Source organism: Mycobacterium asiaticum, from assembly GCF_001673635.1.
In the GTDB taxonomy this organism is placed as follows: Bacteria; Actinomycetota; Actinomycetes; order Mycobacteriales; family Mycobacteriaceae; genus Mycobacterium; species Mycobacterium asiaticum_C.
On sequence record NZ_LZMH01000012.1, the window covers coordinates 15,762 to 33,410 of the forward strand.

The 17,649-nt window shown below is 65.8% G+C and carries 18 protein-coding genes and 1 pseudogene; 9 read left to right on the forward strand and 10 right to left on the reverse strand.

All coding sequences use genetic code 11. The annotated features are described in order from the left end of the window. Window positions 1–4 precede the first annotated feature (4 nt). Window positions 5–820, reverse strand: coding sequence for an ABC transporter permease (locus A5645_RS03655; protein WP_065128499.1), 816 nt, complete (start codon window positions 818–820; stop codon window positions 5–7). 9 nt (window positions 821–829) lie between these two features. After that, on the reverse strand, window positions 830–1,615 hold the full coding sequence (locus A5645_RS03660) for an MlaE family ABC transporter permease (protein ID WP_036360049.1): 786 nt from the start codon (window positions 1,613–1,615) through the stop codon (window positions 830–832). Between the two features lie 312 nt (window positions 1,616–1,927). Between A5645_RS03660 and A5645_RS26810 the strand changes: the two are divergent. From A5645_RS26810 to A5645_RS03675, 3 genes and pseudogenes are all read left to right on the forward strand, one after another. Continuing rightward, a pseudogene (locus A5645_RS26810) lies at window positions 1,928–2,138 on the forward strand (response regulator transcription factor); the annotation flags it as partial. Window positions 2,139–2,261: 123 nt separating this feature from the next. Continuing rightward, complete coding sequence (locus A5645_RS03670; RefSeq protein ID WP_065035754.1) at window positions 2,262–2,654, forward strand: limonene-1,2-epoxide hydrolase family protein; 393 nt, start codon at window positions 2,262–2,264, stop codon at window positions 2,652–2,654. Window positions 2,655–2,682: 28 nt separating this feature from the next. Beyond that, complete coding sequence (locus tag A5645_RS03675; protein ID WP_065128500.1) at window positions 2,683–3,879, forward strand: TetR/AcrR family transcriptional regulator; 1,197 nt, start codon at window positions 2,683–2,685, stop codon at window positions 3,877–3,879. Between the two features lie 11 nt (window positions 3,880–3,890). Here the strand turns inward: A5645_RS03675 and A5645_RS03680 are convergent, their stop codons facing one another. From A5645_RS03680 to A5645_RS03705, 6 genes are read right to left on the reverse strand one after another with little or no spacing between them, the layout of a single operon-like run. After that, window positions 3,891–4,661, reverse strand: coding sequence for an SDR family oxidoreductase (locus tag A5645_RS03680; RefSeq protein WP_065128501.1), 771 nt, complete (start codon window positions 4,659–4,661; stop codon window positions 3,891–3,893). Window positions 4,662–4,664: 3 nt separating this feature from the next. Next, a complete protein-coding gene (locus tag A5645_RS03685; protein WP_065128502.1) occupies window positions 4,665–5,750 on the reverse strand; it encodes a 3,4-dihydroxy-2-butanone-4-phosphate synthase in 1,086 nt (361 codons plus the stop codon). Further along, entirely contained in the window at window positions 5,747–6,244 is a 498-nt protein-coding gene (locus A5645_RS03690; protein WP_065128503.1) for a flavin reductase family protein, read from the reverse strand. The genes A5645_RS03685 and A5645_RS03690 overlap by 4 nt, the downstream gene beginning before the upstream one ends. Further along, the gene (locus A5645_RS03695; RefSeq protein WP_065128504.1) at window positions 6,244–7,299 is read right to left on the reverse strand and encodes an alpha/beta fold hydrolase; all 1,056 of its coding nucleotides are present in this window, start codon (window positions 7,297–7,299) and stop codon (window positions 6,244–6,246) included. The genes A5645_RS03690 and A5645_RS03695 overlap by 1 nt, the downstream gene beginning before the upstream one ends. An 11-nt stretch (window positions 7,300–7,310) precedes the next feature. Further along, complete coding sequence (locus A5645_RS03700) at window positions 7,311–9,818, reverse strand: FAD-binding oxidoreductase (RefSeq protein WP_065128520.1); 2,508 nt, start codon at window positions 9,816–9,818, stop codon at window positions 7,311–7,313. Window positions 9,819–9,829: 11 nt separating this feature from the next. Continuing rightward, window positions 9,830–10,939: an LLM class flavin-dependent oxidoreductase gene (locus A5645_RS03705; protein WP_065035634.1), complete on the reverse strand. Its 1,110-nt coding sequence runs from the start codon at window positions 10,937–10,939 to the stop codon at window positions 9,830–9,832. Window positions 10,940–11,156: 217 nt separating this feature from the next. Here A5645_RS03705 and A5645_RS03710 point away from each other — a divergent pair, with 217 nt between their 5' ends. The 4 genes from A5645_RS03710 (at window position 11,157) to A5645_RS27510 (ending at window position 14,789) form a co-directional block, all read left to right on the forward strand. Then, a complete protein-coding gene (locus A5645_RS03710) occupies window positions 11,157–12,107 on the forward strand; it encodes an enoyl-CoA hydratase (RefSeq protein WP_065128505.1) in 951 nt (316 codons plus the stop codon). A 12-nt stretch (window positions 12,108–12,119) separates the two neighbouring features. Next, the gene (locus tag A5645_RS03715; RefSeq protein WP_065128506.1) at window positions 12,120–13,325 is read left to right on the forward strand and encodes an acyl-CoA dehydrogenase family protein; all 1,206 of its coding nucleotides are present in this window, start codon (window positions 12,120–12,122) and stop codon (window positions 13,323–13,325) included. A 1-nt stretch (window position 13,326) separates the two neighbouring features. Beyond that, the gene (locus A5645_RS03720) at window positions 13,327–14,391 is read left to right on the forward strand and encodes an acyl-CoA dehydrogenase family protein (protein WP_065128507.1); all 1,065 of its coding nucleotides are present in this window, start codon (window positions 13,327–13,329) and stop codon (window positions 14,389–14,391) included. 248 nt (window positions 14,392–14,639) lie between these two features. Beyond that, window positions 14,640–14,789 carry a hypothetical protein gene (locus tag A5645_RS27510; protein WP_155767830.1) on the forward strand — a complete coding sequence of 50 codons (150 nt, stop codon included), beginning with the start codon at window positions 14,640–14,642 and terminating at the stop codon, window positions 14,787–14,789. Here A5645_RS27510 and tpx read toward each other — a convergent pair. Further along, window positions 14,786–15,283 (reverse strand): thiol peroxidase, encoded by a 498-nt coding sequence (gene tpx / locus A5645_RS03730; protein WP_065035639.1) that lies wholly within the window; start codon window positions 15,281–15,283, stop codon window positions 14,786–14,788. The genes A5645_RS27510 and tpx overlap by 4 nt on opposite strands. Window positions 15,284–15,420: 137 nt before the next feature. Here tpx and A5645_RS03735 point away from each other — a divergent pair, with 137 nt between their 5' ends. Both A5645_RS03735 and A5645_RS03740 read left to right on the forward strand, forming a co-directional pair. Continuing rightward, window positions 15,421–16,371: a GlxA family transcriptional regulator gene (locus tag A5645_RS03735; RefSeq protein ID WP_065035672.1), complete on the forward strand. Its 951-nt coding sequence runs from the start codon at window positions 15,421–15,423 to the stop codon at window positions 16,369–16,371. A 24-nt stretch (window positions 16,372–16,395) separates the two neighbouring features. Beyond that, window positions 16,396–17,139 (forward strand): DJ-1/PfpI family protein, encoded by a 744-nt coding sequence (locus A5645_RS03740; protein WP_065035640.1) that lies wholly within the window; start codon window positions 16,396–16,398, stop codon window positions 17,137–17,139. Window positions 17,140–17,158: 19 nt separating this feature from the next. On the opposite strand, the gene A5645_RS03745 is transcribed toward A5645_RS03740, so the two are convergent. Continuing rightward, window positions 17,159–17,635, reverse strand: a complete 477-nt coding sequence (locus A5645_RS03745) for a nuclear transport factor 2 family protein (RefSeq protein ID WP_065128509.1) — start codon at window positions 17,633–17,635, stop codon at window positions 17,159–17,161. Window positions 17,636–17,649: the final 14 nt, after the last annotated feature.

Sequence of the window (17,649 nt, forward strand, 5' to 3'; positions counted from 1 at the left end):
GTAACTAGCTCGCCAGGTGGAAGTTCGGGGACTGGCCGTAGATGGCGAGCGTCATGATGACGATGGCGATCGAGGCAACGACCATCGAGGCGCGCACCGCGCGACCTACCGCTTCACCGACGCCGGCCGGTCCGCCGTGCGCGGTGTACCCGTAGTAGGTGCACACCAACATGATCATCAGCGCCACGACAACGACTTCCAGCGATGACCACAGCACGTCGGACGGTCGGAGAAAGGTGTTGAAGTAGTGGTCGTAGACACCGGACCCCTGCCCGTAGACCGCGGTGGTGCCCAGCCGGGCGGCTAAATAGGCCGTCATCAGACCCACGCAAAACAGCGGAACGGCCACCACCACCCCGGCCAGCACCCGGGTGCTGGCAAGATAACTGACGCTGCGGATCCCGATCACCTCGAGGGCGTCGATCTCCTCGTTGATCCGCATCGCCCCGAGTTGCGCGGTGGCCCCGGCGCCGACGGTGGCCGCCAGCGCGACCATCACGGTGCCAGGCTGGATCTCGCGGGTATTGAAGAACGCCGAAGCAAAGCCGGTCAGCGCCTCCACGCCGACTGAGGCGAATTGGTTGTAGCCCTGCACCGCCACGATGGCGCCGGTGGTCATGGCCAGGAAGCCGACGATGACCACCGTTCCCCCGATCACCGCAAGCACCCCGGTGCCCAAACCCATCTGGGCGATCACCCGTAGCAACTCGCCGCGGTAGTTCATCACGGCATCGGGAATCCCGGTCAGCGTGCTGACATAGAACCGCATCTGCGATCCCACCCGATTCCACTCGCCCGCAACGGTTTTTGTCAGTGTCATGGCCTCACCTCAGGACACCATGAACGGCATGCCGACGGCGGTGACGATGATGTTGATGACGAACAGGACGATGAAGGCGAAGACCACGGTTTCGTTGACCGCTCTGCCGACCCCGGCCGGGCCCCCGCCCACCGACATGCCTTTGTAGCAGGCGATCAGGCCGGCCATCAGCCCGAACAGCGTGGCCTTGATCATCGAGATGAAAACGTCGATCGTGTGGGTGAGCGTGGTCAGTCCCGTTACCCAGGCACCAGCCGAGACGTGCATGAGGAACACCGAACAGAAGAATGCGCCGATCAGACCGGTCGCGGTGACCACCGAACTCAATGCCAGCGAGACGGTCGTCGCTGCCAGCACCCGGGGCACGGCCAGCGCTTGAATCGGGTTGATGCCCATCACTCTTAGCGCGTCGAGTTCTTCGCGGATGGTGCGGGCACCTAGATCGGCGCACATCGCTGTGGACCCCGCGCCGGCCACCACCAACACGGTGACGATCGGTGCACTCTGGTCGACGGTGAAGATCGCGCAGCCGGTCCCGGAGAAGTCGGCGGCGCCGATGTCGGTCAGCAGCACGTTGAACAGGAATCCCGAGATCACCGCCCAGGGGATCGTCATCAGGATGCCCGGCAAGGTGGAAACCCGCGCCACGAACCAGCATTGGAACAGGTATTCGCGCCACGCAAAGGGCCGACGGAACATGCACACGAAGGTGTCGAGCGTCATTGCGAAGAAATCGCCCATCGCACCGAGTGGCTTGATGGCTGCGACGGGCGCCTTGCCGACCGCGATCACCATCTCGCTGCGCACCGCCGGTGAATCATCACGCTGGCCCCCCGGACAGGTCGAAGTGGACGAGTGACACCCGCGAGGTTACGCGGCGCGATACCCTCATGTCCATAGTCAATACGCAATAATTCAGGCAACCGCAGCGTAAAAACCGATGCAAATGGCCATATACGCTGTATGATGTATTTAGGCAGTACACGTTGTCTGTCATGCCGGCGTCAGTCGTAGTGCCCCCGACGGACACAACTTGACCGCCGTCCGCACCCGGCCCTCCTGGTCGCCCGGTACCTGTTGAGAGGCCAGCAGGACGATGCCGTCGGGGTGATGACCGTGCTGACCCGGCGCGAGGTCGAGGTCTTGCGGCTGATGGCGGCTGGGCCGCACCAACCAGCAGATCGCCGACGAGCTGGTGATCTCGGCAGGCACGGTGAAGTCGCATGTTAAGCGGGTGCTGCGGAAGCTGAACGCGACCAACCGCGCCGAAGCCGCGTCGGCTTACGTGCGGCTGGCCAGTGTGCCGGACATCAACTGAGCTACGCTAAGTCCATATTCAATAGCTGCGGTTCAGTCGATGTCGTCAATGAACAAGCATGTAATAGCGCATTTATCCCGCATCATGTAATTTGGTGATCCGGTAGATCAGAGGAGTTGCCGGATGCCTGACACCAAGGAAGCCAGCGAGAAGCTCGTTCGCGACTTCCTCGGGTCCTGGGAGGGGCGCAGCCTGGACACCATCTGCGCCGCCTTCGCCGACGACGCCATCTACCACAATGTGCCCGTCCGGCCGATCGAGGGCATTGCCGGTATCCGCGCGATATTCCAGGGATTCCTGGATGCCTTCGCGTTCGCCAAACTCGACATCGTCAAACTGGCCGCCGAGCCCGGACTGGTCCTCGCCGAACGCGTCGATTACTTCACGATGCACGACGGCCGCAAGGTCGTGCTGCCGGTGACCGGCGTGTTCGAGGTCGAGAACGGCAAGATCACCCGTTTCAGTGACTACTTTGACCTAGCGGACTTCGAGCAGCAAAGCGGACTCAAGCTGTAGCTGGGCTTAACGGAGGGGGTGTACGTCGATGGAGACCGCCGTTCAACCCGTGCGGCGCCGGCCGAAGGACCGAAAGCAGCAGATACTCGATCAAGCCGTCAAGCTGTTCATCGACCGCGGCTTTCACTCGGTCAAGCTGGAGGACATCGCCGAGGCGGCCGGTGTCACCGCCCGCGCTCTGTACCGGCATTACGACAACAAACAGGCGTTGCTCGCCGAGGCGATCCGCACCGGCCAGGATCAGTACCAGAGCGCGCGTCGCCTCACCGAGGGTGCGGCCGAGCCGACGCCCCGCCCGCTGAACGTCGACCTGCCCGATCTGATCGCCGCGGCCGTCGCATCCCGATCGCTGACCGTCCTATGGCAACGCGAGGCTCGCTATCTCAACGACGAGGACCGCGGGGAGGTTCGTCGGCGAATCAACGCGATCGTCGCCGGCATGCGGGAAAGCGTTGTGCTGCAAGTACCCGGGCTCAGTCCACCACACGCGGAACTGCGCGCTTGGGCGGTGTCGAGCACGCTGACCAGCTTGGGCAGGCATAACCTGACCCTGCCCGCCGCCGAACTCAACGAGCGGCTCTATGAGGCGTGTATGGCGGCGGCCCGCACACCTTCGGCCGCCGAACTCGTGCCGATCGAGGACGCCCGCGCCGGTGACGCCGATGTGGTGTTCTCCCGCTCCGAGACGCTGCTGGCCACCGGTGCACGACTGTTCCGGGCGCAGGGGTATCCGGCGGTCAGCACCAGCGAGATCGCCAAGGGGGCGGGGATCGCCGGTCCGGGCCTGTACCGCTCGTTCTCATCGAAGCAGGCCATCCTGGACGCGCTCGTCCGCCGTATCGACGAGTGGCGCAGCCTGGAAACGATCCGGGCGCTGCGTGCGAAATCCGATCCGGCACAACGGCTGCGGGACCTGGTCCGGGGTCACGTGCAAGTCAGCCTGGACTCGCCGGACCTGGTGGCGGTGTGCGTCACCGAGTTGTCGCATGCTTCCACCGAAGTGCGGGACGGCTACTTGCGCAATCAGGCTGACCGCGAAGGGATCTGGATAGACCTCGTCACCGGGCTGGTCCCGCAGACCAGTGCGGCAGAGGCAAGGCTGCTGGTCGCCGCGGCGATCAGCTTCATCGAAGACGCTGTCCGCACCTGGCATCTCACCCGCTACGTCAGCGTCGCGGACGAGATCACGGCGATCGCGTTGTCCATTCTCACCAGCCGGACCTGAGCCCCGACCGCTCACCAGAGCGCGGCGACGGTGCCGCCGTCGGCGATCTGCGTGGTCCCGGTGATCATGGCCGCATCGTCGGACAGCAGGAACGCCACAATGCCGGCCATCTCCTCGGGTGTGGCCATCCGGCCCTGTAGGCGGTCAATCATGTTGCGCGCCCCGCCTTCTCCGAGGGTTCGGTCGAACATCGTCATTGCGGTCTGCTGCATCGGCGTATCGACGAAGGCCGGCAGCAACGCGTTGGCGCGGATGTCGACGGCACGCAATTCTGCGGCGGTAACCCGGGTCAATTGGCTGATGCCCGCTTTCGACATGCCGTATGCGCCGGTCCCGGCCACCCCGATATGACCGGCCAGCGACGAGAGGTTGACGATCGCTCCCCCGCCACGCTCGATCATTCGTGGGACGGCGTGCTTGGTGCACAGCCAGGCGCCCCGTAGGTTTACCCCAATCACCCGATCGAAGTCCGCGACGGAGGTGTCGACAAGCGAAGCCATGTGCACCACACCGGCGTTGGCCACCAGTTTGTCCACCCCGCCGAACTCGTCGACGCAGGCTGCCACCATGGCGATGACTTCATCCTCGACGCTGACATCGGCCCGGTGACCCAGCGCGCCCGCACCCACCTTCGTGGCGGCGGTGTCGGCGGCGATGGCATCGATGTCCGCACACAGCACATTGCAGCCCTCGACGGCGAGCCGTTGCGCCACGGCCAGGCCGATACCGGCGCCGGCTCCGGTTACGATGGCGGCCTTGCCGGCCAGGCCTGAATGCCCCACCGATCAGCCCGCGACCGCGAGAGCCTGTGTACCGATGCCCCGCTCGCGAATCGCCCCGAACAACACAAGACCGAATCCTGGTACTTCCTCGGATAATTCGAGCGCGAACACCCCGAGATCGCGCAGCATCCAGGCGACGGTGTCCGAGATGTTCCGGTGGGTGACGGCGGTCGCGGGTGCGAACAGACCGCACGCGCGCGGTGGGCCGGACGGACGCAGGTACAGCACGACACCGCCCGCCTGTGCCCTCATTCTGGTCATGGCACGGTCGAGTTCGTCACCACACCGACAAGCGTTGGAGCCGAACACGTCTCCGGTCAGACACTCGACGTGGACGTGCAACGGCAGCGGCACCCCCGCACCGGCGGCTCCCACGATCAACGCCAGGTGTTCGCCGCCGTCGTAGACATCTCGGTATCCGATCGCCCGGCAGTTGCCCGCCCGGGTGGGCAGGATCGTCTCTGTCAGCCGAACCACCTGCGGTTCGGTTCGCCGTCGGTACGCCACCAACTCGGCCATGGACACCACGGCCAGTCCGTGCGCGACAGCGAATTCCACCGGCTCGGGGCCACGAGCCAGCAGCGCGGGATCGCGCCGCGAGACGATCTCACTGAAGGCCGCGCAGCGTCCCCGCCCCGCAAGGAATGCCAGATCGGCGGCAGCCTCCGCGGGCCCGCGTCGGCTCAGCACCCCGTTGGCCTCGACCCGGACCGGGATCACGTGACCCGGACGCTGCAGGTCCGAGGCGACCGTGGCGGGTGACGCAAGCGCGGCTATGGTCCGCGCCCGATCCGCGCCCGAGATGCCGGTGCCAGTGCCGCGGGCGTCCACCGACACGCAATGGGTGAGCGCAGCATCGGCGGCGTGCGACATCGGCGGCAGGTTCAGCCGCAGGCATTCCTTGTCCGGCAATGCGACTCGCACGTAGCCCGAGGTATGGCGGATGACGAAGTGCAGTAGCGCTGGGGTCGCGGTCTCGGCGGCGAACACCAGCTGGCCGTCGCCGTCGGCGCCGTCGCTGAGGACGACGGACCGTCCGGCGGCCATCGCGGTGATCGCACGCCGCACCCGTACATCGGTTGTTTTCATGCACTGTCCTGGAGTGCCAGCCGCCGAAACCGGCTGCCGTGGAAAACGAGCGGCGGTACGTGTGGATCGGCGGTCAACGAGCGAATTTCGAGCACCGCGATCAGGTGGTCCCCGGCCGCAAGCTCGTCGCGAAGGCGGCATTCCATGCGGGCGGTGGCTCCCGTGACGACCACGCCACCGCCAGGCAGTTCGGTCCAGCCGATGCCGACGAAGCGGTTGCCGTCCTTGCGGGACAGGGCGATACACGCCTCATCATGCTGCTCGGCGAGGACGCTGACCCCTAGATACGTCCGCTCGCGCAACCGCGGCCACGTGGTGGAGGAATGCTGGATACAGATGGACACCAACGGCGGGTCGAGCGAAACGCAGGTGAAGGAACTCGCGGCCATCCCGACCGGCACACCGTCGACTACCGCGCAGACCGCGACGACGCCGGACGGGAAGCAGCCGAACGCCCGTCGCAACGCTGCTTCGTCCAGTCGGTCAGTGATCATTATCGAAGTCCGTCAAGGAATTCCAGCAGTAACCGGTTGGTTTCCTCGGGCGCCTCCTGCTGAATCCAGTGTCCGACATCGGAAATCAGGTGCGAACCACGGTAGTCCGACATCACCTCGTCCGCCCGCTGCAGCGCCTCGGCCCCCCAAGTGGTCCCGACGTCGTATTCGCCGCCGATGAACAGCGCAGGCGGGGTCAGCGGCTTGCCTTCTTGGTCCGCCAGGTCATGCCAGTCGTTGTCGATGTTGTGATAGAAGCTCAACGGGCCGCCAAAGCCGGAGCGTTCGAATTCGCCTGCGTAGAAATCGACGTCGGCGTCGGTGAACCAGGCGGGCATCGTCTCGGGATAGAGGAACGCATCTTTGAGCTTTGCTCCCTGCGCCATGCACAGCGGGCCCGCCCGGATCACGTCGATCGGGTCCATCGACGCCAGGTCGACCCCGGCGTCGACGGCGGCCTTCGTCGCCGCCATCATTCCTTCGCCCGACACCGTATAAGTGAGGCCCAGCAGCCATGAGCGGACGTCTTCTTCGATCTCGGCGATGACGCCGTCCTGGGCTGCGAAGTAGTCCTGGTACCAGACCCGGCCCTCTCCGGCCAGTTCCAGGTGGTAGTCGTTCGGGCGGTGCTCGCCGAATGGGCTGCCCGGCAACCCGATCACACCGCGACCCGCGAACGGCACGCTGATGCCGACCACACCGGCACACCGGTCCGGGTGCAGCCACGCGAAGGTCCACGCGACCGGCGCGCCCCAGTCATGACCGACCACGTAGGCGTTGTCCTCGCCGTAGGCGTCGATCACACCGACGATGTCGCCGACCAGATCCTTGATGCGGTAGGCCGAATTCAAGAAGTACTTCGACGAGCGGCCGTAGCCACGCTGGTCAATGGCCACCACGCGGTAGCCGGCATCGGCGAGGGCGGGTAGCTGGTGGCGCCAGGAGTACCACGACTCCGGAAAGCCATGAATCAGCACCGCCAGTGGACCGGATCCCTGCTCCACGGCATGGATCCGGGTGCCCCGGCAGTTCAGCGTTCGATGAACCTTCGCCATGGTCGCCTCCCTCATGGTCTGCTGGCGCCGACCAGCTGGTCGGCGGGTTCGGCTGGTATGGGCCGATTTTGGTAATTCAGTGCGATCAGTGTCTTCTCGCCGGACAGCCGGGTGCGGGCCCACTTGCCGAGCACTCGTGACGCAATGCCCGGTTTCATCAGCGCCAGCGGCGGTTTGACGAGGTGGACCACGGCCAGGAACTCCCGGTACGCTTCGAGGTCGTCGTGCACCAGTTCCAGCAAACGATCCATGTACCAGGTCAGGACGCCGAAGTAGAACGGACGCTTCTTCTGCACGTCCTTCATCCAGTTGAACCGCAGATTCTGCTCACGGATCACGAACCAGGCGGTGTCGGCCATCTTGGCGATCGAGCGATAGTAGCGGTGCGGTAGCTCCCGGTGCCCCGGACCGTATTTGGCCAGCAGCACCTGCATCTCGCGAACCTCTTTGAGCGCCAGACTCATTCCCAATCCCGAGACCGGGTCGGCACTGGTGTAGGCGTCTCCGACCGCCACCAGTGCGCGGGGCAGGTTCCGCTTCTTCTCGTAATGCAGGCGCAGCATGTTCGGGTAACGGAAGTTGTAGATCGGCGACGCCGGTTCCAGCCCGTCGATGTTCTCGCCCACGATGGGCGACGGCATCCGATCGGCGAACTCACGGAACTCCTTCGCCGTCCGCGGCGGGGAGTAGCAGTTGTAGGCCACCAACGACGTGGACAGCAGCGTGCGGGAACTGTCGGTGTAATACTGCGCGGCATAGGTGTCTTCGAAGGGACGGTAGGCGTAGCAGATCACCATCACCTTGTCCTGCCACTGCCGCTCGGGCGGAACACGGTGCTGCATGGTCGAGTAGAAGCAGTTGATGATGTCCTGTTCGACTTCCGGCGCGCCGATACCCAAGCGCTCCAGGTACTCCGGCACCCGGGTGTTCTTGCCCGACGCGTCGACGACGAACTCAGCGGGAATGACCTGGGCGTCCTCTCCCACTGCGACGCCGATGACGCTGTTGTTCGCGCGGTCGAGTATTAGGTCGGTCACCTCGGACTCGTAACGGAAGTCGATTCGTGGCTCCCCGTCGAGCCGGCGCCGCACGCACCACTCGAGCAGCGGTCTTCCGGCGCAGACGATCTCGATGTCACTGGTGCCCGGTTTCTTCCACGACCCGCCCAGCCTGATCCGGTACTGCGCGGCCATGTCGACCCTGAACGCGCCCTCGCGGACCATGTCGTCGACAATGCCTGGGAAGAAACGCTCCAATTCGATCTGCCCGGCGGTGAGCAGGTGGTGCAGATGCCAGCCCTGAGCCGCGCCGGGCCGGCCTTCGCGGCGCCGGTGTGCGTCGTCTTGTTCCAGCACGATGACGCGCTCGAAGGTCTCGCTACACGCTTTCGCCGCGGCGATTCCGGCGATGCTGCCGCCGATGATCACGGCGGTACCACGACCGCGCCGCCTGATGTCATCGACATCGAGTCGGGCCTGATCAAGCCGGACCGGGGTGCGGCTTCTCGCCGCCCCGCTGGGAACGAACTTCTCGTAGTACAACCCGACGCGGTGGAACCCGTTGTCGCCCAGCCAGCTTCGGGTGGCCTCAACCATCGGCGCCGGGCCGCAGAGGTAGACGTCGGCGTCGCCACCGGCCAGCATCTGCTCGTCCAGCAGGTCGGTGACCAGTCCGGTGCGCCCATCCCACCCGTCGCTGGACTCGACCACGGTGACGCGCACGTCCACGGCGGCGACCCGATGCTGTAATTCCCTGAGTTCATCGAGCTTGCACAGATCCGCGGCGTCGGTCACTCCGTAGAGCAGGTAGACCGGCTGGCAAGTGTGAGCACTCAGGCTCTGCGCCATCGCCAGGATCGCCGAGAGACCGGTGCCGCCCGCGATCAGGATCACCGGCCGCGCCACGGGCCGCAGGTAGAAGCTGCCCTTGCTGCATCGCAAGGAGATTCGGTCCCCTGGCTTGGCGCGGTCGCGCAGATAGTTCGACATCACTCCGTCGGGGAGCAACCGGATGATGAATTCCAGTTCCCCGCCGCCGTCGGCCGGGTGGGCGTAGGAATAGTTGCGCCAGATGTCGGTGCCCGGCACCTGTAGCTGCGCGAATTGGCCGGCCTTGTAGTGCAGCGCTGTTCCCCAGCCCGAGATGTCGACGCGCAGCAGAGCGGTGCTGGGCGATATCAGCTCCACTCCACTCACCAGCGCGTCACCGGTGACCAACAGCGCGGCGTTGTCGTCGGCCGGATACTGCAACTCGATGCGGCAATCCGAGGTGGCGAACGTCTGACAAGTCAGGATCTTTCGGGCGGCACGCTCGACATCGGACAGGCCCTCGGTGCGTCCCATCTCATACGTGCCGGTGGTACATGAAGCGACGCAGGTGCCACAGATCCCACTCTGGCATTCGTTGACGATGGCGACGCCGTGCTCCTCGGCGGCATCGAGCATCGTCTGGTCCGGCCGGACCGGCATGATTTTGCACGTCCCGTCCGAATAGCCGACGGTGACCTGGCGAACCGGCATGACCGACACCGCTAGACGACCAACGCGACTGGCTTGCGGGCGATGCGGGCGTTGAGTCTGGGCATGACCTCCTCGGCCAGCAGTCGCAGCGATTCCTTCCAGGGACCGGGGTTCTCCCGGTAGTCGAACCCGAGCACCAGCAGATGGCCGAAGCCGCCGACCTGATCGTAGGTGGCCTCCAACTTGTCGACCACAGTCTCGACGGAACCGACCACAAACGTGTTCTCGGCGAGGTATTCCGCGGTCACGTCGTCGTCGGCGACGGACGGGTGGTGCTTGTAGAACTTGGTCATGCCGAACATGCGGAAGGTCGGCAAGGTGTACTCGCGCATGGCGCGCCCCATCGCGCCATCGACGGCGTAACGGAAGGCTTGCTCGTCGGTCTCGCCCACCAGCACCTCGCGTACCAGCCGCCAGTCGCGGCGGTCCGGCGTGCGGCCGCTGCGCTCGGCGCCTTCGAGTACCGCATCCCAGTGCGTGGCAACGTATTCGGTGTTGAGGTCGAGACTCATCGGCAGGTAACCGCGTTCGCCGGCCAGCTTGAGCGTCTCGGAGCCCGCGCTGAAGCCGGTGACACCGATGGGCGGATGCGGATTCTGGAACGGCTTGATGTGGCGCCGCATCAGACCCTCGAACATCGGCGCGATCCCGTTGGCGTTCCAATACTTTCCGCGATGTTCCCAGGGTGCGTCCTCGGTCCAGATGCGCAGCATGATCTCCAGCGCTTCGCGGGTCATCTCGCGGTGTTCACCGTTCTTGCCGTCAACGTCATAGAGCGCCCAGTCGCCGGGGATACCGCTGGCGCCTACGCCAAGCATGAAGCGGCCCTGGGCGAGGTGGTCGAAATACGCGACGCGGTGCGCCAATTCGACCGGGTGATGATAGGGCAGCAGGTGTGCGCCCGGTGCGACCTTGATGTTCTTGGTTCGCAGCAGCGCCTGCGCCAGCAGCAGATCCGGCGCGCAGATCGGCTCCCACGGCACGGTGAAGTGTTCGCCGACCCAGGCCTCCACATACCCGAGCTGGTCAGCCAGCTCGATGATGTCGAGATCCCACTGGGTCGCGTCGTACAGGGTGCGCTCCGGTGGATGGGCCGGCATCAGGAAGATTCCGATCTCCATCGTTAACCCTTCGTCGTCGGGTGCCAGGTCGGCCTGTCTGTAGGTCTATCACAGTACTAGCAAGATACTTCGTTGTACACAAGAGCCTTTTTGCTTGGTGATTCTTTCCGATCCACCCGCTAACAACGCGTACTGGCTATGGACATAATGCGGAATGCGCGCGTAATCTCGCACGGGTCACGCGTTCGCCGTGTGCATTGAGCAGCGAGGAGCCGTTATGAGCGTTACCGGGGTGAGTTCGATCGATCACCGGCCCAATGGGGAGCGGCCCGGAACCGACTTCAAGTTCCTGCGCTACGAGACGATCGACGACGGCCGGATCGCGGCAATCACGCTGGACCGGCCGAAGCAGCGAAACGCGCAAACCCGCGGACTGCTGGTGGAACTCGGTGCCGCGTTCGAGCTCGCCGAGGCGGACGACGCCGTCCGCGTGGTGATCCTGCGCGGCGCGGGCCCGGCATTCTCGGCCGGACACGACCTCGGCTCGGCCGACGACGTTCGCGAGCGCACGCCCGGACCGGACCAGCACCCCAGCTACCAATGCAATGGCGGCAGCTTCGGCGGCGTTGAGTCGCGCAACCGCCAGGAGTGGCACTACTACTTCGAGAACACCAAACGGTGGCGCAACCTGCGCAAGATCACGATTGCCCAGGTCCACGGGACGGTGCTGTCGGCGGGCCTGATGCTCGCGTGGTGCTGCGACCTGATCGTGGCCAGCCAGGACACTGTGTTCGCCGACGTCGTCGGTACCCGGCTGGGCATGTGCGGCGTGGAGTACTTCGGCCATCCGTGGGAGTTCGGGCCGCGTAAGGCGAAGGAACTTCTGCTCACCGGCGACTCGATCGGCGCCGATGAGGCCCACCGGCTCGGGATGGTCAGTAAGGTGTTTCCCGCCGGCGAATTGACGGACAGCACAATCGCATTCGCTCGCCGAGTCGCCAAGGTGCCGAGGCTGGCGGCGCTGCTCATCAAGGAGTCGGTAAACCAGACCGTCGACGCGATGGGTTTCACGACGGCCCTGGACGGGTGTTTCAAGATCCATCAGCTCAACCACGCCCACTGGGCCGAGGTGACCGGCGGACAGCTGTCCTACGGAACCGTCGAGTACGGCTTGGACGACTGGCGCGGCGCTCCCGAAATCCTTCCGGCCGACAAGCAGCGGCCCTGAGGGGCCCGCGACGTGGACATCACGTATCCGCCGGAGGTCGGGGCTTTTCGCCATCGCATCCGGGAGTTCCTGGCCGATCGGTTGCCGGTCGGCTGGTCCGGCCTCGGGGCCCTTGCACCCGATGAGCGCGAGGACTTCGCCGCCCGGTGGCGGCAGTCGCTGGCCGCCGCCGGACTGGTGGCGGTGTCGTGGCCCAAAGAGTATGGCGGCGGTGGCCTCTCCCCCCTCGAACAGGTGGTGCTCGCCGAGGAGTTCAACCGGGCGGGCGCCCCGGAACGCGCCGAGAACGACCTGCTCGGCATCGATCTGCTCGGCAACACGCTGATCGCCGTCGGGTCCGAGGAGCAGAAGGCGCATTTCCTGCCGCGCATCCTGTCCGGCGAGGACCGCTGGTGCCAGGGCTTCTCCGAGCCCGACGCCGGGTCGGACCTGGCGGCTGTGCGCACCCGTGCGGTGCTCGACGGCGACGAATGGGTGATCAACGGCCAGAAGATATGGACTTCGGCCGGTGGCACAGCGAATTGGATCTTCCTGTTGGCGCGCACGGACGCGACCGTGCCCAAGCACAAGGGGTTGTCGTTGCTGCTGGTGCCGATCGATCAGCCGGGCATCCTCGTCCGGCCGATCGTCAACGCCGCTGGCCATTCGTCTTTCAGCGAGGTGTTCTGCGCCGATGCCCGCACGGCGTCGGGCAATGTGCTGGGTGGGGTCGGCAACGGGTGGGCGACCGCGATGACGCTGCTGGGGTTCGAGCGCGGCTCAGCCGTGACGACGGTCGCCCTCGAGTTCGGTCGCGACCTGCAGCGGTTGTGCGACCTCGCGCGCGAACGCGGCCTGAACGCCGAGCCGCGTATCCGAGATAGGTTGGCATGGTGCTTCTCCCGCGTGCAGATCATGCGTTACCGCGGCTACCGCGGCCTGACTTCGGCGCTGAACGGCGAGCTGCCCGGCGCCGATGCCGCGATCAGCAAGGTCATCTGGAGCGAATACTTTCGCCGTTACACCGATCTGGCCGCAGAGATCTTGGGGCTCGACGCGTTGAGCCCGGACGGGCCGGGTAACGGCGCAGCGCGGGTGGTGCCCGAAGCCGGCACGCCGAACTCCCCCGCATGCTGGATGGACGAGTTGGTGTACTCCCGCGCCGCGACGATCTATGCCGGCAGCTCGCAGATCCAGCGCAACGTCATCGGCGAGAAACTTCTCGGATTGCCGCGCTGACATGGACTTTCAATACAGCACCGAGCAGGACGAGTTCCGCGCGGTGCTGCGCGGGTTCCTGCAGCGCCCCAGTGCTGAGGAATACGACGCCGCGCTGTGGCACCGGCTGTGCGGTGAACTCGAACTGCCCGGCCTGCACATCCCGGCCGAGTACGGTGGCGCCGGCGCCACCCTCGTCGACACCGCCATCGCGTGCACCGAGCTCGGCCGAGCACTTGCCCCAGTTCCGTTCGCAACCAACGCCTTTGCGGTCGAAGCAATTCTGCGACTCGGCGACGAGGAGCAGCGCAAAGAACTGCTCGCCGACCTGCTGTCCGGTGCGCAGATCGCGGCGTTCGGCGCCTGGGGCCCCGGCGCGGCGAGCGGCGCGACCGTGGTAGCCGAACGACGGGACGGGCACACCCTGCTCACCGGCACGTGCACACCGGTGCTGCACGGTCACGTCGCCGACGTATTCGTGGTGCCGGCCGTCGCATCCCTCGGTGAAATCACCGCCTTCCTGGTACGGGTCGATGCACCCGGCCTCACGGTCGAGCGGCTGCCGTCGTTCGATATCACCCGGCCCCTCGCGCGGTTGCGGCTGAGTCAGGTGCCCGCCGATGCGCTGTGGGCGGGCCGGCCCGGGGGCCTGTTGCCGGTCGTGGACATCGCCCGGGTGCTGCTCGCGGCCGAGATGCTCGGCGGCGCGGAAGCCTGCCTCGAGACGGCCGTCCAGTATGCGCGCCAGCGCACCCAATTCGACCGGCCGATCGGCTCTTTCCAAGCGGTCAAGCACATGTGCGCTGAGATGCTGGTCGAGATCGACGCCACCCGCGCTGCCGTGATGTTCGCGGCCATGAGCGCCTCCAGCGGCGAGGAGCTGGAGATCGCGGCGCCACTGGCGAAGGCGCAGGCCGCCGACACGTTTGTGCAGTGCGCCGAATCCGCCATCCAGATCCATGGCGGCATCGCGTTCACCTGGGAACACCGCCTGCACCGGTACTTTCGCCGAGCCAAGACCACCCAAGCGCTGTTCGGCAGCAGTGCGCAGCACCGGGCGCTACTTGCCGACCGCGCGGGATTGTGAGGCCCATGACGTCCACGCCGTCGTTGATTTCCCGAAACCGCGACGGGGAAGTCCGCGAAGTTGACATGCGATCGCAGACCGCGGAATGGGTCAGCGGTTGTCAACGTACTTGGCATGAATCATGTTCGCCATCAATGTGTTTCGAGTTCCACCAGGAATATAAGAAGTTCCCAGCAATTTCGAAACAGCTATTCCCGGCGAGGGGGCGCGACGCTAGCATTTCGCTGCAACCGACCCGAGGAGCCGAGATGACCGACAAACAGAGAACGCTGGCGGTCCGGGTGGCTTTGGGCGTGGTGATGACGGCCGTCGGCGGGTTCATGCTCGCCGGCTGCCCGGTCACCGCCCACCCGCCGCTTGAGCTTCGTGCGGCGGTCTGCGCGGCGCTACCGGGTTAGGACTGCAGGGCGCCGAGCGCCGCGTCGTAGTCGGGCTCCTGGGCGATCTCCGGCACCAGTTCGGTGTGCGCGACGTTGCCGTCGGGGCCGATCACCACGACCGCACGGGCCAGCAGACCTGCCATCGGGCCGTCGGCGATGGTGACGCCGTAGTCCTCACCGAAGCTGTCCCGGAACGCGGATGCGACGTTGACGTTCTCGATGCCCTCGGCGCCGCAGAATCGCTTCTGTGCGAACGGCAGGTCCTTGGAGACGCACACCACGGCTGCACCGGTCCCGGCGACCCGTTCGTTGAAGGTCCGCACACTGGTCGCGCACACCGGGGTGTCCACCGACGGAAAAATGTTCAGCAGCACAGCTTTCCCGGCGAACTGGTCCTTACTGACCGGGCCCAGGTCGCCGCCGGTCAGCGTGAAGGCAGGGGCCGGGGATCCAACGGCGGGAAGCTCGCCGACGGTGTTGATCGCATTTCCGCGCAAGGTTATCTGTGCCATGCGCACAGTCTGCCAAGAAGCGCAGTGCGGTTCTTGCCCGGGTCCGGCGTCGAACCCGCAGCGCCGCTCGTCGTGATGTCCTAATTCGTGGGGTGCAGGGCGTAGACGCCACGACGACGGTGGCCGAGACTGGCTCCATGGCTCGCAAGGTGGTCATTGCCGGCTTCCCCGGTGTGCAGGCGCTCGACGTGGTGGGACCGTATGAGGTCTTCACCGGCGCTGCCCTGTTGACCAAAGGTGGCTACGAGGTGATCGTCGCCTCCCCCGGCGGACAGCCCGTGAGCACCCCGACCGGCCTCAGCTTCAACGCGGCCCCACTCCCCGACCCTCGAGAACCGGTCGACACCGTCGTGCTACCCGGTGGCGCCGGGATCGATGCGACGCGCACCGACCGGGAGTTCATCGACTGGGTGAAGGCGATCTCCCGATCGGCGCGTCGCGTTGTCACCGTTTGCACGGGCGCGTTCCTGGCCGCCGAGGCGGGACTGCTCGACGGCCAGCGCGTCACCACCCATTGGGCCTTCGCCGACCGGTTGGCCGAGGAATTCCCGTCCATCGACGTCGACCCCGACCCGATCTTCCTGCGCAGCGGGGAACGGATCTGGACCGCCGCGGGTGTCACCTCGGGGATCGACCTCGCCCTGTCGCTGGTCGAGGACGACCACGGCACCGAGGTTGCGCAGACGGTGGCCCGCTGGCTGGTGCTGTACCTGCGCCGGCCCGGCGGACAGACGCAGTTCGCCGCGCCGGTCTGGATGCCGCGGGCCAAGCGGACGTCCATCCGTGATGTCCAGGAAGCCATCGAGTCCGAACCTGGTGCGGTGCACAGCGTGGACGAACTGGCGCGGCGGGCCGCGATGAGCCCCCGCCATTTCACCCGGGTGTTCACCGAAGAGGTCGGTGAGGCGCCGGGTCAGTACGTGGAACGCATCCGCACCGAAGCCGCGCGCCGACAACTGGAAGAGACCGACGACACGGTGGTGGCGATCGCCTCGCGCTGCGGTTTCGGCACGGCGGAAACCATGCGCCGCAACTTCATTCGCCGGATCGGCATCCCGCCCGACCAGTACCGCAAGGCTTTCGCCTGATAACCACCAGTGAGGAGCACACCGATGACCCAGATCGCCTTCGTGGCCTACCCGGGATTCACCGCCCTGGACATGATCGGCCCCTATGAGGTGTTGCGCCAATTACCGGACGCCGACGTGCGGTTCGTCTGGCACGAACCCGGACCGATCACCGCCGACTCCGGGGTACTGGTACTGGGCGCCACCCACTCCCTGGCCGAAACGCCTTCGCCCGACGTGGTTCTGGTGCCGGGTGGCCCGGCGACTCCGGTGCATGCCCGCGACGAGAAACTGCTCGAGTGGTTGCGTCAGGTCCACCAGACCGCGACGTGGACCACCTCGGTGTGTTCGGGTTCGGTGATCCTGGCCGCCGCCGGGTTGCTGCAGGACAAGCGCGCCACCTCGCACTGGGTCGCGCTGCCGGTGCTGAAGACGTTCGGCGTCATCCCGGTGGATGACGAGCGGATTGTGCACCAGGACAAGGTAATCACCAGCGCCGGGGTATCGGCGGGCATCGACCTCGGGCTATGGCTTGCCGGGCAGATCGGCGGCGAGGGCCGCGCGAAAGCGATCCAGCTGGCCATCGAATACGACCCGCAGCCTCCGTACGACTCGGGCCACATGTCCAAGGCATCGGTGAGCACCAAGGCCGCCGCAACCGCTTTATTGTCCAAGGACAGCCTGAAGCCGGCCAACCTCAAGGCCGCCACCCTGCTGGCCTGGGAACAGGCCATTTCGGCGGTTCGATCCCGGCGGCGCAAGCGGCAACCGGTGGGTAGTTCGACCTAGAAGCGGGACCCGTATCCGGTCAGGCTTTGGGTGCGGCGATTTTGTCGGTGGCAAGCTTGCCGCCCGCGCGCATCCATTCCGCGACCACCCGCGGCGCATCGCGGTTCGGGTTGTAGATGTCCTCTTCACTGGAGAACAATCCGTCACCGGCGTAGACCAACCGGGTCCAGTTCGGGAACCAGAACGGCTCGCCGTTCGGATCGGTCGGATGGTCGAGGAGGTTCTTGATCATGATGACGACGGCGTCGTTGTCCTCGTCGAAGGCGATCCACTCCGACGGAAACCGCATGTGCGGAAACGGCGCCATCACGTCGACGATCCACTCGCGCACCGCCTCACGGCCATGGAAGACTCCATAGTGGTGTTCGGTGTAGACGACGTCTTCGGTGAAGAGGTCCGCGAAAGGGCGCCAGTCCCCGGACGCGGAACACCCCGCGGCGACCTCGGTGTAGTGGTTGACAGCTTCTTCGATCTCTATTTTGGCGAACTTGCCCATACCGGACACACTAG